This is a genomic window from Pseudomonas sp. OV546, from assembly GCF_900116845.1.
In the GTDB taxonomy this organism is placed as follows: Bacteria; Pseudomonadota; Gammaproteobacteria; order Pseudomonadales; family Pseudomonadaceae; genus Aquipseudomonas; species Aquipseudomonas petroselini.
In genome coordinates this window covers 132,889-154,511 of sequence record NZ_FPCE01000009.1, presented here as the reverse complement: position 1 = coordinate 154,511, position 21,623 = coordinate 132,889, and the positions used below count along the sequence as shown (strand labels likewise).

Sequence of the window (21,623 nt, the reverse complement as noted above, 5' to 3'; positions counted from 1 at the left end):
GCCTCAAGCGCCCCTATGATTCCAGTTCTGAACCGTATTTTTGTTTCTGTCTTTTACCTCCTTCAGGTCACGCTCGAAAATTGCCCGCCTGGTGGTTGACGTCACACAACCTACATCACGCCTGAATCATCTCCCTGACCTTCGCCGTCAACAGGTCAAAGGTAAACGGCTTGGTGATCAATTGCATGCCAGGGTCCAGAAAACCTCCCCGTACGGCGGCGTGCTCGGCATACCCGGTAATGAACAGCACCTTGAGTTCCGGTCGGATCTGCCGGCCGATTTCCGCCAGCTGTCGGCCGTTCATGCCGGGCAAGCCAACGTCGCTGATCATCAAGTCGATACGCTGCTCGGATTCGATGATCGGCAGCGCCGTATCGGCATCCCCAGCCTCGACAAAGGCGTAGCCCAGTTCCTTGAGCACCGCACTGACCAATACACGCACGGCGGGGTCATCTTCGACGATGAGCACCGTTTCGCCCGCGTTGGCGAATGGCAATAACGTCGGGTTGACCGCTTCATGCGTTGCCATTTCACCGACAAACCGTGGCAAAAACAGGCTGACCGTGGTGCCTTTTCCCACTTCACTGTGGATCGTCACGTGGCCACGGGATTGGCGCGCAAACCCGTAGATCATCGACAACCCCAGGCCGGTACCCTGGCCAATCGGTTTGGTGGTGAAAAACGGATCGAACACGCGGCCCATCACGCTTTCCGGAATGCCGCAGCCGTTGTCGCTGACGCTCAATTCCACGTAGTCACCGGGTTTCAGGGTGCCATAGGCCGCCGTGAACACATTGTCGAGATGGCGATTGGCGGTCTCGACCGTGAGCTTGCCGCCACCGGGCATCGCGTCTCGCGCATTGATAACCAGGTTGAGCAGGGCGCTTTCCAACTGGTTCGGGTCGGCTTCGGCGGTCCAGAGCTGGTCGTCCAGGCGCATGTCCAGCGTAATGCTCTCGTTGATGCTGCGCTGCAACAACTCGCCCATGGAGAACACCAGTTGGTTGATCCCCACGGGTTTTGAATCCAGTGATTGGCGACGGGAAAACGCCAGGAGTCGATGGGTGAGGCCCGCCGCCCGGTTGGCCGAGGTCACACCGAGGTCGATAAGGCTGTCCAGATCGTCCAACTTGCCCCGGGATACACGCCTGCGCAGCAATTCCAGGCTGCCGATGATGCCGGTGAGCATGTTGTTGAAGTCGTGGGCGATGCCGCCGGTCAATTGGCCGACGGCTTCCATTTTCTGCGATTGGCGCAAGGCTTCTTCATTGCTGCGCAATTGCGCCGTACGTTCTTCGACTTGCTGTTCGAGGGTCTCCAGCGTGCGCTGCAAGCGCAGTTCGCTCTCGCTCAAGTCAATCAGGCGGTCACGTGCTTCGTACTGACGGCGCCGACCGCGCAGGGCGGTACTCACCAGGCTGATCAACGTCACAGGGTGGAACGGCCGCTCCAGAAACGTCACGTTGCCCAACAAGCCGCTCAAGTGGGATGAGCCATTCTGTTCGCTGCCGCCGTGATGGGTCATCAGCACAATCGGCAAATCCGACCAGGCCGGCTGCTGATGCAAGTACTCCAGCAAGGGTTCCAGATCAACCCCGCGCAAGGCTTCAGCTGCAATGATCAGTAAGCCTGCACCTTGCTCCAGCGCTTCGCACAGTTGCACCAGGCTGCCGACAGTGACGCCGGCGTAGCCAGCCTCGTTGAGCATCATCAACGCCAGCGACCCGTCACGGCCCATTGGCGCAAGGACGATCGCACGCTCGGAGACGGGAGAGAGCGCCGTCACACCCCCTCATCCTTGAGCAAAGGGGAGCCTGCGCCCATGTAGGTCGGTATGCCGCGCAACACGCCTTGGAAGTTATCAAGGGGCTCGCCAACGGTCATGCCCTGTCTGCCGATTCGGTATTCGCGAATGGTGGCTTCATGGGTGCCGGTGCGTTTCTTGATGATCGAGATGGCTCGACGCACCTTGCCCAAGGCTTCGAAGTAGCGCAGCAGGATCACCGTGTCCGCCAGATAGGTGATGTCGACGGGGGCCTGCATATCACCGACCAGCCCGTGTTGCGCGACCGTCATAAAGGTCGCCGCGCCCCGGCGATTGAGGTACAGCAGCAGTTCGTGCATATGCAGGATCAGCGCATTTTCTTCGGGCATTGCCGCCTGATAGCCGTTGATGCTGTCGATGACCACGGTTTTGATTCCGCGTTCGTCGACGCAACGCCGCACCCGGTGCGAGAACTCGCCCGGCGACAACTCGGCGGCATCGACCTGTTCGATCAGCAAGTTGCCGGTTTCCTGCAGGGCGGCGAGGTCGATACCCATGTTTTTCATGCGTTCGAACAACAATCCCAGCTCTTCATCGAAAATAAACAGTGCAGCTTTTTCGCCGCGCTCCACGGCAGCGGCGGCGAAGATCATCGAGATCAGCGACTTGCCGGTACCGGCCGGGCCGAGAATCAGGCTGCTGGAGCCGGTCTCGACCCCGCCGCCCATCAACGCATCCAGCGCGGCAATGCCGCTGCTCAAGGTCTCGCGTTTATAGCCCCCGCGATGCTCGGCGGCCACCAGGCGTGGGAACACATGGACGCCATCCTGCATGATGGTGAAGTCATGAAAGCCGCCCCGGTATTTCTGGCCGCGGTACTTCACCACACGCACCCGGCGCCGCTCGGCGCCATAGTTGGGGGTCAGCTCTTCCAGGCGGATGACGCCATGCGCAACGCTGTGCACGGTCTTGTCGAGGGATTCGGTGGTGAGGTCGTCCAGCAACAGGACGGTGGCGTCGTAACGCACAAAGTAGTGCTTGATCGCCAGGATCTGCCGGCGATAGCGCAGGGAGCTTTGCGCCAGCAGGCGGATTTCCGAAAGGCTGTCGATGACCACGCGGGTCGGCTTCACCCGTTCCACCACCTCGAAGATCTGCCGGGTGGCCTCGCCCAGTTCCAGGTCGGAGGAGTACAGCAGGCTTTGCTGGTGGTCGGCGTTGAGCAGGCTTTCCGGCGGCGTCAGTTCGAAGATATGAATGTTGTCATCCAGGTCCCAACCGTGAGACGTGGCACCTTGACGCAACTCGCGCTCGGTTTCCGATAGGGTGATGTACAGCGATCGCTCGCCGCTTTTCGCCCCCGCCTGCAGGAAGTGCAGGGCGACCGTGGTTTTACCGGTACCGGGCTCACCTTCCAGCAGGAACAGGTGGCTGCGCGAGAGTCCACCGGCAAGAATGTCATCGAGACCTTCAATGCCAATGGCCGCTTTTTCGGATAGTTGCGCTTTGGATGTAGACAAGAAGTGCCCTCAGGTCACATACGAGTAGAGGATGCGCGGCCATGTGGACGCGCCATATTCTCTTGACCGTAGTGCTTTGCGGCGGTTCAACCTTTTACTGGGGAAATGAGCGCGAGGCCACGTTTTACAAAAATGGTGGCCACGCTATAAGCCCTGCTGCAATGCCGGGTCGTCCGGGTTCTGTTGCTCAAGTTGCGCGAGCAACACTTGGACATTTTGCAACTGGCCGCTTTCCTTCCAGTAATTGACCAGCAGCACCCGCGCCTTGCGATTGGCCGGGTGGCGCTGGATGATTTCTTCCAACTGGCGCTGGGCCGCTTCCAATTCCTGCTGGGCGTGCAGGGTGGTGGCCAGGTCGTAGCGGTAGTCCTGATTGTCCGGCTCCAGCTCCACCGCTTTCGACAGGCCCAGCAGTGCGTAAGGGCGTTCGCCATGGTGCAACAGCCACAGGCCAAGGGCGTGTTGCAGGTAGGCTGATTCAGGGTGCGCCGCCAGTTGGCGCGCCAGCAATTGGCGGGACTCTTCGGACTTGCCCTGTTTGTCGAGGAGTTCGATCTGCGCTACCACGGCTTGCAGGTTGTCCGGTTGCAAGCGCATGGCCTGCTCAAGCGCATGTTGCGCGTCCGGCAACAGGGCGCTGTGGATGTAGAGACGCGCCAGCTGAATCCAGCCTTCGGCGGTTTCGGGCTGGGCCTTGAGCTTTTTCACAAACTCATCCAGCACTTGCTGCAAGGGCCCGAAATACAGGCCCAAGGTGTCGGGCGACAAGCCCAGCAACGCATTGGCGGCGGCAAACCGTACTTCCTGTTCAGGATCATCCAGCACCGGGCCGAGCAACAGTGTGCGCTGACCGGTCGGCACCAGGCCGACAATACTGTGGATGGCGGCCTCGCGTACCTGGGGTGAATCGCTGCTCAAGTCTTTGTCGGCCAGCTTCAAGGCTTGGGGGCTGGGGTAGTTGGGCAGCTCGGCATGCAGCGCCACCCGGCGCTCGGGCGTCAGGTCTGGGCGGCCTAACTGCTGATACAACACGCGCGCCGCCCCAGGCTCACCGTTATGCGCCTGTTTCAAGGCTTTGGCGTAACAGTGGGCAATGGCGGGAGGCACGGCCACTGGGGTGGACCGAGAGAAATACCAAGTGAACAGCACAATCAACAACAGGGCGCACAGGCCGATGATGGAGTAACGGCGTGACTTTGACATGCAGGCGTCCGAAAGCTAAGGCAGCTAATACAAAGCCACCAGCTTCGGTCAGACCACGGCGAGTGTCAAACCCCTCTCAGGTGAGCACGTATTCCACCGGTTCCAGCGTCGGCGGCAGCTCGGTTTCACCGAGGGCCGCGAGTACTTCGCGCTCAAGGGTGCGCAGGATGGCATTGCAGGGCAGGTCGTTCTCATCAAAGCCGAACGGGTCCTCAAGGTCATCACCGATTTCATCCAGCCCGAAAAACGTGTAGCTGACGATGGCGGTGAACACCGGCGTCAACCAGCCCAGCGGCTCAGCCATGGCGAATGGCAGCAGGATGCAGAACAGGTAGATGGTGCGATGCAGCAGCAGGGTGTAGGGGAAGGGCAGTGGCGTGCTTTTGATCCGCTCGCAGGATGCCTGCACCTGACTGAGGCTGACCAGTCGCGCTTCCAGCTGGGTGTAGCGCCATTCACTGATCGCACCTTTCGCGGCCAACGCGGAAAACCGGGCCCCCACCTGTTGCAGGACATTGTCGGGGAGGTTGGGGTGGTTCGGCTGGAACGTGCTCCAAGGCTGTATTGCCTGGGCTTCATCCTCGTGGCGCAACCGCGCGATCAGGCCATGCGCGAAGCCACACAGGCTGCGCAGCAACCCCGCACGTTCGGCCGGGTCACTGAGCACTTGGGTTTCGCGAATCAACGAGCGCACATCGATGATCATCTGCCCCAGTTGCTTGCGACCTTCCCACCAGCGGTCATAGCAGGCGTTGTTGCGAAAGCTCATGAAGATCGACAGCGACAACCCCAGCAACGTGAACGGCGTGGCATTGACCTTGGAGAAATACGCCGGGTGCAGGGTTTCCACCAGCACGATCACCGAGGCCAGCAAGGTGACCAGCAGGCTGCGCAGGGCGATGCGCTTGGCGATCGAGCCCTTGAGGGAAAACAGGATGCCCAGCAGGTTGGGTTTGGGGCGGACTATCATTCAGGGGCGGGCTTCGTGAGTGGCGCAGGCCATCAGGTTAGAAGCAAGCACCCCAGCCGTCCAATCGCTTGGGCCGACCGGTTGATCGGCGAGCTCGATGACTGGCCAAAACAGTCAGCCAGGTTGAGGGCTTTGACCATTGCCGCTACAGCGCTGCGGGGCGACTATTTCGACGATTCGGACCGTTCAAGGAAACAACAATGCAGATTGAAAACAAGATCTTCCTGGTCAGCGGCGGTGCTTCGGGCCTCGGTGCGGCGACTGCCGAGATGCTGATCGCTGCGGGTGCCAAGGTGATGCTGGTAGACCTGAATGCCGATGCCGTGGCCGCCAAGGCCAAGCAGCTGGGCGACAATGCCCGCAGCTGCGTCGCGGACATCAGCCAGGAAGCGGCGGCCGAAGCCGCCGTGCAGGCCACCGTCGCAGCCTTTGGCGGCCTGCATGGGCTGGTCAACTGTGCCGGCGTGGTGCGTGGCGAGAAAATCCTCGGCAAGAACGGCCCCCACGGCCTGGCGAGCTTTGCCCAGGTGATCAACGTCAACCTGATCGGCAGCTTCAACCTGTTGCGCCTGGCGGCCGCCGTTATCGCTGAAACCGAGGCGAATACCGACGGCGAGCGCGGCGTGATCATCAACACCGCCTCGGTGGCGGCGTTTGACGGGCAGATCGGCCAGGCGGCGTATGCCGCGTCCAAGGGCGCCATCGCCAGCCTTACCCTGCCTGCCGCACGTGAACTGGCGCGTTTTGGCATTCGCGTGATGACCATCGCCCCCGGCATCTTCGAAACGCCGATGATGGCTGGCATGACCCCGGAAGTCCGCGACTCCCTGGCGGCGGGTGTGCCGTTCCCGCCACGCCTGGGCAAACCCGACGAATACGCCGCGCTGGTGCGGCACATCATCGAAAACAGCATGCTCAATGGTGAGGTGATCCGTCTCGACGGCGCCCTGCGCATGGCTGCGAAGTAAGGAGCAACCCGCATGACTGATCCTATCGTTATTGTCAGCGCCGTGCGCACGCCCATGGGCGGGTTCCAGGGCGATCTCAAGAGCCTGACTGCGCCGCAGCTGGGTTCCGCCGCGATTCGTGCCGCCGTCGAGCGCGCCGGTATCGCCACCGATGCCGTGGATGAAGTGCTGTTCGGCTGCGTACTGCCCGCCGGCCTCGGCCAGGCACCGGCGCGCCAGGCTGCCCTGGGCGCCGGGCTGGACAAGGCCACGCGCTGCACGACCCTCAACAAAATGTGCGGCTCGGGCATGGAGGCGGCGATCCTGGCTCACGATTCACTGCTGGCCGGCAGTGTCGACGTGGTGATTGCCGGGGGCATGGAAAGCATGTCCAACGCACCCTACCTGCTGGACCGTGCGCGCAGCGGCTACCGCATGGGTCACGGCAAGGTGCTGGACCATATGTTCCTCGACGGCCTGGAAGACGCCTATGACAAAGGCCGCCTGATGGGCACCTTTGCCGAAGACTGCGCCCTGCACAACGGTTTCAGCCGTGAAGCCCAGGACGCGTTCGCCATTGCTTCGTTGACCCGTGCACAAGAGGCCATTACCCATGGCAGCTTCGCCGCCGAGATTGTCCCGGTTCAGGTCACCGTGGGCAAAGAACAGAAAACCATCCAGCATGATGAGCAGCCGCCCAAGGCCAAACTGGACAAGATCGGCAGCCTGAAACCGGCCTTCCGCGAAGGCGGCACCGTGACAGCGGCCAACTCCAGCTCGATTTCCGATGGCGCGGCGGCGTTGGTGCTGATGCGCCAGTCCGAGGCGCAGCAACGTGGCCTCAAGCCCTTGGCGGTGATCCATGGGCATGCCGCGTTTGCCGATGAGCCGGGTCTGTTCCCGGTGGCGCCGGTCGGGGCGATTCGCAAACTGATGACCAAGACCGGCTGGAACCTGGATGAGGTTGATCTGTTCGAGATCAACGAAGCCTTTGCCGTGGTCAGCCTCGTGACCATGAGCAAGCTGGAAATCCCCCACGCCAAGGTCAATGTCCATGGTGGTGCCTGCGCCCTGGGCCATCCGATCGGCGCATCGGGTGCGCGGATCCTGGTGACCTTGCTCTCGGCCCTGCGCCAGAGAGGCCTCAAGCGCGGCGTCGCCGCGATTTGCATCGGTGGTGGTGAAGCCACGGCCATGGCCGTCGAATGCCTGTATTAAGGAGCCCAGATGCTGCCCAATGACGAACAACTGCAGATCAGCGACGCGGCCCGGCACTTTGCCCAGGAACGCCTGAAACCCTTTGCCGCCGAATGGGACCGCGAGCACCGTTTCCCCAAGGAAGCCATCGGTGAGATGGCCGAACTGGGCTTTTTCGGCATGTTGGTGCCGGAACAGTGGGGCGGTTGCGACACCGGTTACCTGGCCTACGCCATGGCCCTGGAAGAAATCGCGGCGGGTGATGGCGCTTGCTCCACCATCATGAGCGTGCACAACTCGGTCGGTTGCGTGCCGATTCTCACATTCGGTAACGACCAACAGAAAGAGCACTTCCTCAAGCCGCTGGCCAGTGGCGCCATGCTGGGTGCCTTTGCGCTCACTGAGCCCCAGGCCGGTTCCGACGCCAGCAGCCTGAAAACCCGTGCGCGCCTGGAAGGCGACCACTACGTGCTGAACGGCTGCAAACAGTTCATCACCTCCGGGCAGAACGCCGGGGTCGTGATTGTGTTTGCCGTGACCGACCCGGCGGCGGGCAAGCGCGGAATCAGCGCTTTTATCGTACCGACCGACTCGCCGGGCTACACCGTGGCCCGCGTCGAAGACAAGCTCGGCCAGCATGCGTCTGATACGTGCCAGATCCTGTTTGAAGACGTGAAAGTGCCGGTGGCCAATCGGCTTGGGGAGGAGGGCGAAGGCTACAAGATTGCCCTGGCCAACCTCGAAGGCGGCCGCGTGGGCATCGCCTCGCAATCGGTCGGCATGGCCCGCGCCGCCTTTGAGGCGGCCCGTGACTATGCCCGCGAGCGCGAAAGCTTTGGCAAGCCCATCATCGAGCACCAGGCCGTGGCCTTCCGCCTGGCGGACATGGCCACGCAAATCGCGGTCGCTCGGCAGATGGTGCATTACGCCGCCGCCCTGCGCGACAGCGGAAAGCCGGCGCTGGTGGAAGCCTCCATGGCCAAGCTGTTTGCCTCGGAAATGGCCGAGAAAGTCTGTTCGGCCGCCTTGCAAACCCTGGGCGGTTACGGTTACCTGAGCGACTTCCCGTTGGAGCGGATCTACCGCGACGTGCGGGTCTGCCAGATTTACGAAGGCACCAGCGACATCCAACGCATGGTCATCTCACGCAATCTCTAAGGAGCCGATACATGAGTTACGAAACCATTTTGCTCGACGTCCAAGGCCGCGTCGGGCTGATTACCCTCAATCGTCCAAACGCCTTGAACGCCCTGAATGCGCAACTGGTCAGCGAATTGAACCAGGCATTGGACGGCCTGGAAGCCAACCCTGACATCGGCTGCATCGTGTTGACCGGCTCGAAAAAAGCCTTTGCCGCCGGCGCCGACATCAAGGAAATGGCCGAGCTGACCTACCCGCAGATCTACCTCGATGACCTGTTCAGCGACAGCGACCGCGTGGCCAACCGCCGCAAACCGATCATCGCAGCGGTGAACGGCTTCGCCCTGGGCGGCGGCTGTGAACTGGCGTTGATGTGCGACTTCATCCTGGCCGGTGACGGCGCCAAGTTCGGCCAGCCGGAAATCAACCTCGGCGTCCTGCCCGGCATGGGCGGCACCCAACGGCTGACCCGCGCGGTGGGCAAGGCCAAGGCCATGGAAATGTGCCTGACCGGGCGTTTTATCGACGCGGTAGAAGCGGAGCGCTGCGGGATTGTCGCGCGTATCGTGCCGGCTGATGAGCTGCTGGAGGAAGCCTTGAAAGTTGCCACGCTGATTGCCGGCAAATCGGTGCCGATCAGCATGATGGTCAAGGAAAGCGTGAACCGCGCGTTTGAAGTGAGCCTGTCCGAAGGCGTGCGTTTTGAGCGCCGGGTGTTCCATGCAGCGTTTGCGACGCAGGATCAGAAGGAAGGCATGGCGGCGTTTGTGGCCAAGCGTGCACCCGAGTTCAAGGATAAGTAACCCGGCCTGACAAACACTGGATGTCAAATGTGGGAGGGGGCAAGCCCCCTCCCACAGGGTTTATGCGGTGTGACAGTTAGAGTAAACCGTTTTTTTATGAGTAATTCTTCAGTTCCCGCGCAATGACCATCCGCTGAATCTCGCTGGTCCCTTCGTAAATCTGCGTGATCCGCGCGTCCCGGTAGTAACGCTCCACCGGATAATCTTCCAAATACCCGTACCCACCGTGAATCTGCATCGCGGAGGAGCAGACCTTCTCGGCCATTTCCGAGGCAAACAGCTTGGCCTGGGAGGCTTCCGACAGGCATGGCTTGCCGGCGCTGCGCAGGCGTGCGGCGTGCAGGATCAGCAAGCGTGCAGCATTCAGTTGGGTTTGCATGTCTGCCAGCAGATTCGCCACGCTCTGGTGCTCGATGATCGCCTTGTTGAACTGCACACGATCACGCGCATACGCCAAGGCGGCCTCAAACGCTGCACGGGCGATGCCCAGTGCCTGGGCGGCAATGCCAATGCGCCCGCCTTCCAGGTTGGACAGGGCAATCGCCAGGCCCTTGCCACGCTCACCCAGCAGGTTGGCCTCGGGCACCGTGCACTGGTTCAACGTCACGGCGCAGGTGTCGGAGGCGCGGATGCCCATCTTGTGTTCGGTGCGGTCCACCACGAACCCCGGAGTGTGCGTAGGCACCAGGAACGCCGATATCCCTTTCTTGCCCAGATCAGGGTCTGTCACGGCAAACACAATGGCCAGCTTGGCACGCTTGCCGTTGCTGACGAACTGTTTGGCGCCATTGATCACCCACTGGCCGTCACGCAGCTCGGCGCGGGTGCGCAGGTTGTGGGCTTCTGAACCGGCCTGGGGTTCGGTCAGGCAGAAGCAGCCAATCGCCTGGCCGCTGGCGAGGTCTGCCAGCCAGGTTTGCTTTTGCGCATCTGAGCCGTAGTTGAGGATTGGCCCGCAACCCACTGAATTATGGATACTCATCAGTGCGCCCGTCGCACCGTCACCGGCAGAAATCTCTTCGACGGCCAGGGCGTAGGCAACGTAATCGACGTAGGTACCCCCCCATTCTTCCGGCACCACCATGCCCAGCAGGCCCAGCTCCCCCATCTTCGCCACGAGGGCGTCGTCGATCCAGCCAGCTTTTTCCCAGGCTTGGGCGTAGGGTGCGATTTCACCACGGGCAAAGTCACGCGCCATGTCGCGGATCATCACTTGTTCTTCTGTATATTCAAGGTCTTGCATGGCTTATTTCACAACCTTCTCGAAGTGATGGAAGAAGCTCTCTACATGGCTGAGCGCCAGCCCATGCAGGGTGGGCGGGTTCCAGCGTGGGCTTTTGTCTTTGTCGATAATCAACGCGCGTACGCCTTCGATCAGGTCGCCGCGTTCGAACCATTGGCGGTCCAGGTGCAGTTCCAGGGCAAAACACTGCTCCAGCGACAGGCGCCGGCCACGGCGCAGCATCTCCAGGGTAACGGCCATGGCCAGGGGCGAGCGCGTCTGCATCAGGCTGACGGTGTTGAGTGCCCATTCGTGGCTGTCGGCAACGGTGACTTGCTGCAATTGCTCGACGATGCTCGGCACATCCGGCAGCGCGAAGAAGTGGTCGATGGCGGGGCGCAAAGCGGCCAGGGGTGCATCTGGCAGTTGCTGCACCGCCAGCCTGGCAAGCGCGCCTTGCAGGTCCTTGAGCGGCGAGTCGTGCCATCTCAAGTTGTCGAGCTTCTGGTCAAGGTCGGCCAGTTTGTGGCTGTCCAGGTACCAGTCTGCCAGCCCGCAATAGAGCGCATCGGCCGCGCGGATCTGCACCCCGGTCACGCCCAGGTAAATCCCCAGCTCGCCGGGAATACGCGGCAGGAAGTAGCTGCCGCCTACGTCGGGGAAGTAACCGATGGCCACTTCCGGCATCGCCAGGCGACTGCGCTCGGTGACCACGCGCAAATCCGCACCTTGCACCAGGCCCATGCCGCCGCCCAGGACAAAGCCGTCCATCAGCGCCAGCACCGGTTTAGGGCAGTGGTGGATGGCCAGGTCCAACGCGTATTCCTCGACGAAGAAGTCCTGGTGCAGCGTGTCGCCATTCTTGAAGCTGTCGTACAGCGAACGAATATCGCCGCCGGCACAAAAGGCTTTTTCGCCGGCGCCGCGCAGGACCACGGCATACACCTGCGGATCATCCGCCCATGCCTGCAACTGGGACGTCAGGCTGCGGACCATCTGCAGGGTAAGGGCATTCAAGCCGGCGGGGCGATTGAGGGTAAGGTGCCCGATGTGGTTGCGGACTTCGGCGAGGACTTCGTCCTGAAGTATTGCTGCGTGGCTTGCCTCGGTTGAAACCTGAGCAGTCATCGATAACTCCCTGCTTTTATTATTCTTTATCAAGATGTTCGCGCACGAACCATCGTGTGATCGTACCAGTGCAAATTTGCACAGTACAACCCTCAATCATGCAGGTCGTTTTTGCATTTATGCAGGGAAAGAATGGTGGCCTCAAGGCACCCGACTGGCCAGCACCTCACCAATACTGCGGCGCCTGGCGTGGGTCTCCGCCGCGTGGATCAACTGCTCCAGCGCCGTAGGCTCCACATCGTAGAACTGCTCCATTTCAGCCAGCGCCAGTTTCAGGTCGGCAGCGGTGATCGCAGGGTCGTGACCGGCCTTGGGATCGTTCAAGATAACCGGCGAGGACTCGATGGCACCCTTGGGGTAGCGCGTGCGCGTGGCATTGTTGTAAGCCAGTGCACACGTCAGCAAGGCCCCGGCGCCCAGCAATACCGCGCCCAACTCATACCAGCCCAAGGCGGCGGAGGCCGGGTCGGCCAGCACCAGCGTCATGGCCAGGCCCCCGGCCGGCGGATGCAGGCAGCGCAACCAGCACATCAGCACCACCGTCATGCCCGCCGCCAGGCAGGCGCCGCCCAGGGAAGGCCCGAGGACGCGAGCCACCAGCAGCGCCAGGACACCCGCGCACAGGTAGCTGCCGATGATCGACCACGGCTGCGCCAAAGCGCCTGATGACACCGCAAACAACAACACGGCCGACGCGCCGAGAGGGCCGAGCAGATGCAGGGCCACGTCCATGCCAAATACTTGGGCGCATAGCCAGACACTGGACAGGGTGCCCAGCGCCATGCCGATCGCGGCACGGCTCCATTCGGTGGGACGGGTGTTGATAGCAGCAGGGAACCAGCGAGCGAGCATTGAAAGGGCGTCCATAAACAGCGGGCAAAAAAAAGGCTTGTCTGGTCGCCCGGAGAAGCCCTTTGGACGTTCCAACATTTGGGGGAAGGAACAGCTGCAGTGTGCCGGGCTGGGAAGCAGGGCGCCAATGCATATTAATGAGGGTTGAATGCAAGAATATTGAGTTGTAGGGGCTATCCGATCAGCGAGCTGCACATTTTACCCAGCACGCGATTATTGAAGTCTTCATCCAAAAAGCGTCTTTGCAGGTTTTCCCGTAGCCCTGGCTCACTGGCCAGCGGCCCGTTCAGCGCCACCAGGGCATCACGCAAACCCATCAATCGATCCAACGACGGCACGGGTAGGTAGCCCGAAGGCATCCCATCACGGGTCCAGGAAGCAGCGGGATCAAGCGAAACTTTATCTGGCACGGTGCTCTCCTCCAACGTCCTTGTTGTAATCCATGACCTGTGGCGGTAAATGAATACCGCACGCAGGCGAGTTTACAGTCGGGTTTTGGACGCAGGAAAGTGAAATGGCATCAGCCATTACGTAAAGCTACGTAGGAGTTCTCTGCGCCGGGGAGCGCCGGCGCAGGGCTCAAGGTTGCGGGGTTTTGACCAGGTGCAGCAGCACGTAAGGGTTGCGGTCAAATTCACCGGCCAAGGTCGGGGTGATGGAGCGAAAACGCGGGTCCGTCATGCCTTCGTAATCCGCTTCGCTCATCACTACCCAGGCGGGACCTTGGATCGGCTTCAGGTCGGCCGTTTGCTGGGTAAACAAAGGCACCTGGTCGCAGTCGAGGTTGACCATGTATTTGATCGCCTTGGCGTCTTTGCCCAGACCGTGCAACACCACTGGCGCGCGTTGCTGCATCACCTGTTCATGCACCTGCAGGGTAAACGTGCGTGTGTCGTAGACACTGCGCTCCAGCGGTTCGACCACCAGAATATACGTGGCCCACACCGCCAGCACTGCTGCAAAGGCTGGCCCGACTGGGCGCCAGCGGATCTTGAATAACGTCAACAGCGCCAACACCTGCAGCGCCCCCAGCACGCCGAACACCCACCCGAGGTGGCTCAACTGCTCCGGATAGCGCGGTCGCGCCAACAGCAAGCCGGCGATCAACAGTGTCGGCAGCAACGTCCAGATACCCAGCATCAGAACACGCAGCCAGGCAAAGAGCCGCCCGTGCGCAACTTGGAACGGATACGCCGCGATGATCGCCGCCATCGGCAACATCGGCAGCACATAACGCGCCTTTTTCGCCTGGGGAATCGACAGGCCAAGCATCACCAGCAAGGCCGCCGCCGCGCAATACCACACCAACTGCAACGCCGGCCCCGGCGCACGGCGCCCGCTGATCACCATTGCCAGCAGCACCAACACGGCCATGGGATAGGCCATGGCGTAGTTGCCCAAGGAACTGGTGAAGTAATACAGCACGCCGCTGGAGCCTTCGCTGCCATCCATACGGCCGAGGAACTGCATGCGAATCACGTCCTGCATGAAGCGCTCGCCGCCGCTGAGCTTGGCCATCAGCAACAGCAGGCCAACGCACGCCACCAGCAATGCCAGTGCCAATAAGCCGAAGCTGAACAGTTGCCGCCATTGCCGGTTGATCAGGTAATAGCTGCACAGCACGCCGGTCGGAATCACCAGGCCGATCGGCCCACGGATCGCAAAACCGACGATCAGCAACAGGTAAATCCAGTGCAGACGTTTACCCGCCCCAAAGTGATCGTGGGCATAACCCAGGTAAAACACCGCCAGGGCGATGGCGGCCAGCATCTGGTCGAGGGAAACCGCGCGGGTTTCGCTGATAAAGCTGCTGCTCAGCAACAGCATCGCAATGCTCAGCAAGCCCCAACGCTGGGAGTAGGGCGCCGTCAGGCGATACACCAGCATGACGATGACTGCCGACGCCATCGCCGTGGGCAGCCAGGCGGTAAGGCTGGTGACCTGGCCCAGCGGCACTGACAGCAGCCACGTCAGCAGCGTCGAGGTGGCCAGGTAATCCGCATAAGGCTGCCCATAGGTGGTGGGGAAAAAGCCTGGACCATGGCGCAGCATCTCCTGGGCGAACAGCACGAAGCGTGAGTCGAAGCCAATGATCGCCTGGTGCCAGCTGCCGGCGATAAACAGCAGCAGCGCCAGCAATCCCAAACCGAGGGATTGGCGGCGGATCGCTGGGCTTAACAGGGGCGGTCGGTCTTTGTTCACGTATCAGGCTTCCACGACCTGTTTTGCCACTTGAGCCACCCACTGCTGCTGGGGAATCGGCAACTGGCAGGAGTCGCCACGGCCGATCGGGTAATACTGGAACCCTTTGCGCGCCAGGCGTTCGCCGTCGTAGAGGTTACGGCCGTCAAAGATCACCGGGGTTTTCAGGCGCTGGTGGATCAGGTCGAAGTCCGGCGCCTTGAACTGTTGCCATTCGGTGCAGACGATCAGCGCATCGGCGCCGCCCAAGGTGGATTCCGGCGTACCCATCAGCATCAGGCGTGGGTCATCGCCGTAGATACGCTGGGTTTCCTGCATGGCTTCCGGGTCGAACGCACGTACATGGGCGCCGGCGGCCCACAACGCTTCCATCAGCACACGGCTGGGTGCATCGCGCATGTCGTCGGTGTTGGGCTTGAACGCCAGGCCCCACAAGGCGAAGGTCTTGCCGCGCAGGTCGCCCTTGAAGAACGCATTGATCCGCTCGAACAGCTTGCTCTTCTGGCGTTGGTTGATGGCTTCCACGGCTTCAAGCAGGTCGCTGGAGCAGTTGGCCTGCTTGGCGCTGTGGATCAGGGCGCGCATGTCCTTGGGGAAGCACGAACCGCCGTAGCCGCAGCCGGGGTAGATAAAGTGGTAGCCGATGCGCGAGTCGGCACCGATGCCCAGGCGCACGGCTTCGATGTCCGCCCCCAGGTGTTCGGCGAGTTCTGCGATCTGGTTGATAAAGCTGATCTTGGTCGCCAGCATGCAGTTGGCGGCGTATTTGGTCAGCTCGGCGCTGCGCAGGTCCATGAAGATGATGCGGTCATGGTTGCGGTTGAACGGTGCGTACAGGTCGCGCATCACGTCGCGCACTTCTTCGCGCTCACAGCCGATGATGATGCGGTCCGGGCGGCGGCAGTCGGCAACCGCCGAGCCTTCCTTGAGGAATTCCGGGTTGGAGACGATATCGAAGTCCAAGTGCCGGCCGGCCAGGTGCAAGGCTTTTTCGATATGTGCGCGCAGGGTGTCGCCGGTGCCGACGGGCACGGTGGATTTTTCCACCAGGATCACCGGCTCCTGGCGGTGACGGGCGACCGCATCGCCCACCGACAGCACGTACTTCAGGTCCGCCGAACCGTCTTCGTCCGACGGCGTGCCCACGGCGATAAACAGCACTTCGCCGTGTTCGACCGCGAGTTTCTCGTCATGGGTAAAGTGCAGTCGCCCGCTTTCCAGGTTTTCCTTGACCATCGCTGCCAGCCCCGGCTCGAAGATCGTCACATGGCCTTTCTGTAAAGACTCGACCTTGTTTTTGTCAACGTCCATGCAGATGACATCGTGACCGACTTCGGCTAATACGGTGGCCTGCACCAGACCGACGTAACCACTACCAAATACACTGATTTTCATGGGGCATTCCTGGGACTTGTAGCGCTAGCACGGCGAGAGTTGATAACCAGCACACCGAGGATGACAAGCGCCACCCCCAGGGTTTTTGAAACCGAAAAATCTTCGTTGAACACCGGCAGGCTGGCCGCCAGCAGATAGACCAGGGCGTAGCTGATGCTCAACAGTGAATAGGCACGGCCCAGCGGCAGGTGTTTGAGCGCGCCGAGCCAGCAAAGCATCGACAGCGCGTAGGCCAGGATCGCCAGGATCACCATGCCGAGCGCACCCAGGTCGATGCTGTTGTGGGTGAACGCGTCCAGCCATTCGCTGGGCAGCGGCAAGCGCGTCATGCTCCAGCGCATCCCCAGCTGGGCGGCACTGACCAGGCCGACGCTGCCCAGGGCCAGGGCAAACCCTTGGACCCGGCTCATACGTGACGCCCCAGCAGCACGACACCGCTGATCACCAACGCCACACCCAGCCAGTGGCGGGCATCGATGGGTTCATGAAAGACAAACCGCGCCACCAGCGTGACCAGCACAAAATTGAGGCTGAGCATCGGGTAGGCAATACCCACTTCCAGGCGCTGCAACACCAGCAGCCACACCAGCAGGCCCAGGCCCAGGCATACCAGCGCCGACCACAACCACGGCGAACGCAGTTTCAGTGCCCAGCCCTCCGGCAGGTCGCGCCAGCTTTCCACGGCGAACTTCTGCGATACCTGGCCCATGCAGGTCAGCAGGCATGCAGCCAATAACAGCAGCAGGGTGATCAAGGCGTCACCTGCGGGAAGATCAGAATCACGATATTGCCTTGTTCATAGCGCTTGCCGTCGGTGGGCAGCAATGCCACTTCGGCCACTTCGTCGTCGCCTTTGACGCGCATCACCACGCCGACCGCACCTTGTTTGCGCGCCTCGGTCATCCACTGCTGGACCTGGGTGACATCCACCTTGTGATGGCCGGCATCCGGGTAGGCGAGGCCGTACTTGACTTCGCCGACGGTGTTGTAGAGCGTCACGTCCGGGCGTGCCAGGCGCCACGACAGCGCGGACGCCGCGCCCAGGTCATTGCTCAGCAAGGCGGTGGCAGGTTGCAGTTCCTGCAGGTGGTCGATGATGAATTGATCAGGGGTCTTGTTGTACACCACCGAGTGCGGCAACGCGGCCGGCAACAGGGCGACCATCAGCCAGCTGCCGAGAATCGGCGCCGCCCACAGGCGCAATGGCTGGGCGGCCTGCAGCAGGTTGACCAGGATCCAGCCGAACAGGAAGGTGAACACCAGCACCAGGCTGAGGGTTTCCTGCCCGTGTTCGTACACCGGTTTTTTCAATTGGAACCAGCTCAACGCCAGCAGCACCACCACGCCAATGACCAGGTTCAGCCAGCCGTTGATACGCAATGCACGGTAACGGCCCTGGGCCAGTTTGTCGGCCAGGGTGTTGCCCATCAGCAACGCCAGCGGCAGCAGGCATGGCATGATGTAGGAAGGCAACTTGCCCTTGGCCAGGCTGAAGAATGCCAGCGGCATCAACAGCCACAGCAACACAAAGCCGATTTTTGCACTGCGTTTGTCCAGCCAAGCCTGTTTGAGCGTGGACGGCAACAACGCCACCCACGGCAGGCAGAACGCAACCAGCAGCGGCAGGTAATACCAGAACGGCTCGGCGTGCTGGGCGTCGTCGCCGGCAAAACGTTGGATATGCTCGTGCCAGAAGAAGAAATTCCAGTAGTCGGGCTCTTGCAGGTGAACGGCCAGCGCCCATGGCAGGCTGACGACAATCGCCACCACCACGGCGACCACGCCGTAGCCCAGCAGCTCACGAAAACGCTTCTGCCAGATCGCGTAGGGCAGGGCGATCAACACCGGCAGCAACCAGGCCAGGAAACCCTTGGTCATGAAGCCCATGCCACAGGCCAGGCCCAGCAGCGCCCAGGCCCCCAGCCGCCCGCTGCGCGTGGTGCTGTCGAAGCAAAACCACAAGGCCACGCCGGTCAGGTTGACCCAGAAGGTGAACTGCGGATCGAGGTTGGCGTAGCCGCCCAGCGCCGCGACACTGACAAAACTCATGTAGAGCACGGTGCTGACCAGGCTTTTCTGCGGGTCATTCCACAGCCGACGCGATACCAGGTACACCAGCAGGATGCTCAAGCCGGTGCTCAAGGCGGACGCAAACCGCACACCGAACAGGTTCTGCCCGAAGATTGCCTGGCCCAGCGCGATCATCCAGTAGCCCGCCGCCGGTTTCTCGAAGTAGCGGATGCCCATGAAGTGCGGCGACGCCCACTTGCCGGTCAGCAGCATTTCCTGGCTGATCTGTGCGTAGCGGGTTTCATCCGGGATCCACAGGCCGTGGGTGGCCAATGGCAGCAGGTAAATCACGCCAAACGCCAACAGGAGCAGGGGCAGGGCCCAACGGCGGATCATGCCTGCTGCACTCCGAGCCAGCCCTCGCGGCCGGGCAAGGCGCCGCGCACCAGCTGTTGCTGGGGCAGGGAGGTCAGGTCGGCAGGCAACAGGTCGCCCAGGGGTTTGAAGTCGATGCCGCGCTGCCCTGCCTGGGCGAGCAACTGGCGAAAATCATTGGCCATCAGAATCCCTTCTACTTCTGCGTGGATCGTGTAGACGTTGAGCTTCGACGCGCCAAAGCGGTCGAGGATGAAGGTGTTGAAGTCTTTGGCAGCCACCACCGGCCCGACGACTTCGTCGAAGGTCGGCAGGTCCACCGGAATTTGTGGGGTGCCCGCGCTGCCATCGGCCAGGGTTGGACGAAACAGGCTGGTGCCCCGGCAATCGCTGTTGTAGCGAAAGTTGAACCCTTGCTTGGCTTGCACGACGCGTTCATTGGCGCGCCAACCGGCGGCCGCTGAACAGTCGATGCGTTCGCCGAGGATGTCGCTCAGGGTCTCCACGCCGCGTCGAATCTGCTCGACCAGCTGCGCTTCGCTCCAACGCCCGGTGTTGGCTTGCCAGCCATGGTGATCCCAGGCGTGCAGGCCGACTTCATGCCCGGCCGCCTTGGCCTGGCGCATCAAGTGCCCCAGGTCGCGGCCGATCGGCTTACCCGGCCAGGCGGTGCCGGCCAGCAAAATGTCCAGGCCATACAAGCCCACGGCGTTGGAACGCAGCATCTTCCACAGGAACTGCGGGCGGATCAGGCGCCACAGGTGGCGCCCCATGTTGTCCGGCCCGACACTGAAGAAGAACGTCGCTTTTACCCCAGCTTCATCCAGGGTTTCGAGCAACCGCGGCACACCTTCACGGGTGCCACGGTAGGTGTCGACGTCGATGCGAAGACCTGCCTCCATTACTTTTTGTCCGCGATTTCAAGCATGGCTTCACGCAGGAAGAAGTCCAGCGTGTTGCCGATGGTTTCGCTCATCTCCACGGTCGGCTCCCAGTTCAGCAGGCGTTTGGCGTTTTCGATGCTTGGCTTGCGGTGCGCCACGTCCTGGTAACCGGTGCCGTAGAACGCTTTGCTTTCTACATCGCGGAAACCGGCGAACGGCGGGAAGTTGCCACGCAGCGGGTGCGCTTCGAACTGACGCAGCAACTCTTCGCCCAACTGGCGGATGCTGGCTTCGTTTTCCGGGTTGCCGATGTTGATGATCTGGCCATTGCACGCGTCATTGTCGTTATCAATGATGCGCGCCAGGGCTTCGATGCCGTCGGCGATGTCGGTGAAGCAACGCTTCTGCTCACCACCGTCGAACAGGCGGATCGGCGTGCCTTCCACCAGGTTGAGGATCAGCTGGGTGATGGCGCGGGAGCTGCCGATGCGTGCCGAGTCCAGGCGGTCCAGGCGCGGGCCCATCCAGTTGAAGGGACGGAACAGGGTGAAGTTCAGGCCCTTGGCGCCGTAGGCCCAGATCACGCGGTCCAGCAGTTGCTTGGAAACCGAGTAGATCCAGCGCTGCTTGTTGACCGGGCCAACCACCAGGTTGGAGGTGTCTTCGTCGAAGTACTGGTCCTGGCACATGCCATAGACTTCGGAGGTCGACGGGAAGATCACGCGCTTGTTGTACTTGACGCAGTAGCGCACCAGCTTGAGGTTTTCTTCGAAGTCCAGTTCGAACACGCGCAGCGGGTTGCGGGTGTATTCGATGGGTGTGGCGATGGCCACGAGCGGCAGGACCACGTCGCATTTCTTGATGTGGTACTCGATCCACTCGGTGTGGATGCTGATGTCGCCTTCGACGTAATGAAAGTTCGGGTGGCTGCGCAGGCGCTCGATGGCGTCGGAGCCGATGTCCAGGCCGTAGACTTCGTAGCGGTCGTCACGCAACAGGCGCTCGGACAGGTGGTTACCGATAAAGCCGTTCACGCCCAGGATCAGCACGCGGGTACGGCGCGGTTTGCGGCCGGACTCGGCGCCGCGCAGCACGGAACCGTCGACCAGGCCCAATTCGTTGGCCAGGGACGGGCCGGCCAGGTACAGGCCGTTGTCGTTGCGCTGGCCGAACTTGATTACCAGGGAGTCTTCACCGCACGCGATACGCAGCGGGTTGACGCTGATCACACGGCCCGGCGCCAGGCCTTCATTGCCCTTGACCACGTCGGCCTGCCACACGATTAGCTTGTGCTCGCCCACGGCGCAGAAGGCACCTGGGTAAGGTTGGGTCACGGCGCGCACCAGGTTGAACAGTTCCTCAGCCGGTTTTTTCCACTCCAACTTGCCATCGGCAGCGGTGCGGCGACCGAAGTACGTGGCCTGGCTTTCATCCTGGGCGGTTTCCGCCAGTTTGCCTTGGGCCAGTTGCGGCAGGGCGTCGCGCAGCAGGTTGCTGGCGGCGTCGCGCAGTTTGGCGTGCAGGGTCAGGCCGGTGTCGCTGCGCTCGATGATGACTTTCTGCTGGGCCAGGATCGCGCCGGCATCGGCACGCTTGACCATGCGGTGCAAGGTCACGCCGGTTTCGGTTTCACCGTTGACCAGCACCCAGTTGGCCGGGGCGCGGCCACGGTATTTAGGCAGCAACGAGCCGTGCAGGTTGAACGCGCCTTTGCGCGCCGTGGCCAGCAGCGGCTCGCTCAGCAGGTTGCGGTAGTAGAACGAGAAGAGGTAGTCCGGGTTCAGCTTGGCGATGCGCTCGATCCACAGCGGGTGGTTGGCGTCTTCCGGAGCGTGCACCGGGATACCATTGCGCGCGCACAACTGGGCGACGGAACCGTAGAAGTTGTTTTCCTTCGGGTCATCGGCATGGGTGAACACAGCGGCAATGTCGTAACCGGTATTGAGCAGCGCTTCGATGCCTGCACAACCAATATCGTGATACGCGAATACAACAGCTTTTAAACTCATG

At 61.7% G+C, this 21,623-nt stretch carries 19 protein-coding genes; 4 read left to right on the top strand and 15 right to left on the bottom strand.

The genetic code is table 11. From position 1 onward, the window contains the following. Nucleotides 1–115: 115 nt before the first annotated feature. The 4 genes from BM403_RS20760 to BM403_RS20745 all read right to left on the bottom strand — a co-directional run bounded on the left by BM403_RS20760 (nt 116) and on the right by BM403_RS20745 (nt 5,458). The gene (locus BM403_RS20760) at nt 116–1,786 is read right to left on the bottom strand and encodes an ATP-binding protein (protein WP_093544520.1); all 1,671 of its coding nucleotides are present in this window, start codon (nt 1,784–1,786) and stop codon (nt 116–118) included. Beyond that, a complete protein-coding gene (locus tag BM403_RS20755; RefSeq protein ID WP_093544517.1) occupies nt 1,783–3,285 on the bottom strand; it encodes an ATPase domain-containing protein in 1,503 nt (500 codons plus the stop codon). The genes BM403_RS20760 and BM403_RS20755 overlap by 4 nt, the downstream gene beginning before the upstream one ends. A gap of 144 nt (nt 3,286–3,429) precedes the next feature. Beyond that, nucleotides 3,430–4,488, bottom strand: coding sequence for a tetratricopeptide repeat protein (locus tag BM403_RS20750; protein WP_093544514.1), 1,059 nt, complete (start codon nt 4,486–4,488; stop codon nt 3,430–3,432). Between the two features lie 76 nt (nt 4,489–4,564). Continuing rightward, nucleotides 4,565–5,458, bottom strand: a complete 894-nt coding sequence (locus BM403_RS20745; RefSeq protein ID WP_093544512.1) for a bestrophin family protein — start codon at nt 5,456–5,458, stop codon at nt 4,565–4,567. A 200-nt stretch (nt 5,459–5,658) separates the two neighbouring features. Between BM403_RS20745 and BM403_RS20740 the strand changes: the two genes are divergently transcribed. The 4 genes from BM403_RS20740 to BM403_RS20725 are packed head-to-tail and all read left to right on the top strand — an operon-like array spanning nt 5,659 to nt 9,545. After that, nucleotides 5,659–6,426 carry an SDR family NAD(P)-dependent oxidoreductase gene (locus tag BM403_RS20740; RefSeq protein WP_046034170.1) on the top strand — a complete coding sequence of 256 codons (768 nt, stop codon included), beginning with the start codon at nt 5,659–5,661 and terminating at the stop codon, nt 6,424–6,426. Nucleotides 6,427–6,438: 12 nt separating this feature from the next. Continuing rightward, the gene (locus tag BM403_RS20735) at nt 6,439–7,623 is read left to right on the top strand and encodes an acetyl-CoA C-acyltransferase (RefSeq protein WP_093544509.1); all 1,185 of its coding nucleotides are present in this window, start codon (nt 6,439–6,441) and stop codon (nt 7,621–7,623) included. Nucleotides 7,624–7,632: 9 nt separating this feature from the next. Then, the gene (locus tag BM403_RS20730; RefSeq protein WP_093544507.1) at nt 7,633–8,760 is read left to right on the top strand and encodes an acyl-CoA dehydrogenase; all 1,128 of its coding nucleotides are present in this window, start codon (nt 7,633–7,635) and stop codon (nt 8,758–8,760) included. Nucleotides 8,761–8,771: 11 nt separating this feature from the next. Next, entirely contained in the window at nt 8,772–9,545 is a 774-nt protein-coding gene (locus tag BM403_RS20725; RefSeq protein WP_012724210.1) for an enoyl-CoA hydratase, read from the top strand. A 94-nt stretch (nt 9,546–9,639) separates the two neighbouring features. Here BM403_RS20725 and BM403_RS20720 read toward each other — a convergent pair whose 3' ends face one another. The 11 genes from BM403_RS20720 to arnA form a co-directional block, all read right to left on the bottom strand. Then, complete coding sequence (locus BM403_RS20720; RefSeq protein ID WP_012724211.1) at nt 9,640–10,788, bottom strand: acyl-CoA dehydrogenase family protein; 1,149 nt, start codon at nt 10,786–10,788, stop codon at nt 9,640–9,642. 3 nt (nt 10,789–10,791) lie between these two features. Further along, a complete protein-coding gene (locus BM403_RS20715; protein WP_093544504.1) occupies nt 10,792–11,895 on the bottom strand; it encodes an enoyl-CoA hydratase/isomerase family protein in 1,104 nt (367 codons plus the stop codon). A gap of 141 nt (nt 11,896–12,036) precedes the next feature. Next, a complete protein-coding gene (locus BM403_RS20710) occupies nt 12,037–12,747 on the bottom strand; it encodes an HPP family protein (RefSeq protein ID WP_093544501.1) in 711 nt (236 codons plus the stop codon). Nucleotides 12,748–12,920: 173 nt separating this feature from the next. Then, the gene (locus BM403_RS31625) at nt 12,921–13,157 is read right to left on the bottom strand and encodes a type VI secretion system contractile sheath small subunit (RefSeq protein WP_139237994.1); all 237 of its coding nucleotides are present in this window, start codon (nt 13,155–13,157) and stop codon (nt 12,921–12,923) included. A 169-nt stretch (nt 13,158–13,326) separates the two neighbouring features. Further along, nucleotides 13,327–14,949: an ArnT family glycosyltransferase gene (locus tag BM403_RS20705; RefSeq protein ID WP_093544498.1), complete on the bottom strand. Its 1,623-nt coding sequence runs from the start codon at nt 14,947–14,949 to the stop codon at nt 13,327–13,329. A 3-nt stretch (nt 14,950–14,952) separates the two neighbouring features. Beyond that, the gene (locus BM403_RS20700; protein WP_046034161.1) at nt 14,953–16,344 is read right to left on the bottom strand and encodes a UDP-glucose dehydrogenase family protein; all 1,392 of its coding nucleotides are present in this window, start codon (nt 16,342–16,344) and stop codon (nt 14,953–14,955) included. Further along, nucleotides 16,341–16,754 carry a 4-amino-4-deoxy-L-arabinose-phosphoundecaprenol flippase subunit ArnF gene (arnF, locus tag BM403_RS20695; protein ID WP_093544495.1) on the bottom strand — a complete coding sequence of 138 codons (414 nt, stop codon included), beginning with the start codon at nt 16,752–16,754 and terminating at the stop codon, nt 16,341–16,343. The genes BM403_RS20700 and arnF overlap by 4 nt, the downstream gene beginning before the upstream one ends. Then, on the bottom strand, nt 16,751–17,098 hold the full coding sequence (arnE, locus tag BM403_RS20690; RefSeq protein ID WP_012724218.1) for a 4-amino-4-deoxy-L-arabinose-phosphoundecaprenol flippase subunit ArnE: 348 nt from the start codon (nt 17,096–17,098) through the stop codon (nt 16,751–16,753). Before arnE ends, arnF begins: the two co-directional genes overlap by 4 nt. After that, complete coding sequence (arnT, locus tag BM403_RS20685; RefSeq protein WP_093544493.1) at nt 17,095–18,750, bottom strand: lipid IV(A) 4-amino-4-deoxy-L-arabinosyltransferase; 1,656 nt, start codon at nt 18,748–18,750, stop codon at nt 17,095–17,097. Before arnT ends, arnE begins: the two co-directional genes overlap by 4 nt. Next, on the bottom strand, nt 18,747–19,631 hold the full coding sequence (arnD, locus tag BM403_RS20680; protein ID WP_093544491.1) for a 4-deoxy-4-formamido-L-arabinose-phosphoundecaprenol deformylase: 885 nt from the start codon (nt 19,629–19,631) through the stop codon (nt 18,747–18,749). Before arnD ends, arnT begins: the two co-directional genes overlap by 4 nt. After that, entirely contained in the window at nt 19,631–21,622 is a 1,992-nt protein-coding gene (arnA, locus tag BM403_RS20675) for a bifunctional UDP-4-amino-4-deoxy-L-arabinose formyltransferase/UDP-glucuronic acid oxidase ArnA (protein WP_093544488.1), read from the bottom strand. Before arnA ends, arnD begins: the two co-directional genes overlap by 1 nt. Nucleotide 21,623 lies beyond the last annotated feature (1 nt).

What these genes read in the sequence shown, in the direction of transcription:
- BM403_RS20745 (WP_093544512.1), bottom strand. Translation starts at nt 5,458, where the DNA reads ATGATAGTCCGCCCCAAACCCAACCTGCTGGGCATCCTGTTTTCCCTC.
- BM403_RS20710 (WP_093544501.1), bottom strand. Translation starts at nt 12,747, where the DNA reads ATGCTCGCTCGCTGGTTCCCTGCTGCTATCAACACCCGTCCCACCGAA.
- arnT (WP_093544493.1), bottom strand. Translation starts at nt 18,750, where the DNA reads ATGATCCGCCGTTGGGCCCTGCCCCTGCTCCTGTTGGCGTTTGGCGTG.
- BM403_RS20720 (WP_012724211.1), bottom strand. Translation starts at nt 10,788, where the DNA reads ATGCAAGACCTTGAATATACAGAAGAACAAGTGATGATCCGCGACATG.
- arnA (WP_093544488.1), bottom strand. Translation starts at nt 21,622, where the DNA reads ATGAGTTTAAAAGCTGTTGTATTCGCGTATCACGATATTGGTTGTGCA.
- arnF (WP_093544495.1), bottom strand. Translation starts at nt 16,754, where the DNA reads ATGAGCCGGGTCCAAGGGTTTGCCCTGGCCCTGGGCAGCGTCGGCCTG.
- arnD (WP_093544491.1), bottom strand. Translation starts at nt 19,631, where the DNA reads ATGGAGGCAGGTCTTCGCATCGACGTCGACACCTACCGTGGCACCCGT.
- BM403_RS20715 (WP_093544504.1), bottom strand. Translation starts at nt 11,895, where the DNA reads ATGACTGCTCAGGTTTCAACCGAGGCAAGCCACGCAGCAATACTTCAG.
- BM403_RS20725 (WP_012724210.1), top strand. Translation starts at nt 8,772, where the DNA reads ATGAGTTACGAAACCATTTTGCTCGACGTCCAAGGCCGCGTCGGGCTG.
- BM403_RS20750 (WP_093544514.1), bottom strand. Translation starts at nt 4,488, where the DNA reads ATGTCAAAGTCACGCCGTTACTCCATCATCGGCCTGTGCGCCCTGTTG.
- BM403_RS20740 (WP_046034170.1), top strand. Translation starts at nt 5,659, where the DNA reads ATGCAGATTGAAAACAAGATCTTCCTGGTCAGCGGCGGTGCTTCGGGC.
- BM403_RS20730 (WP_093544507.1), top strand. Translation starts at nt 7,633, where the DNA reads ATGCTGCCCAATGACGAACAACTGCAGATCAGCGACGCGGCCCGGCAC.
- BM403_RS20735 (WP_093544509.1), top strand. Translation starts at nt 6,439, where the DNA reads ATGACTGATCCTATCGTTATTGTCAGCGCCGTGCGCACGCCCATGGGC.
- BM403_RS20700 (WP_046034161.1), bottom strand. Translation starts at nt 16,344, where the DNA reads ATGAAAATCAGTGTATTTGGTAGTGGTTACGTCGGTCTGGTGCAGGCC.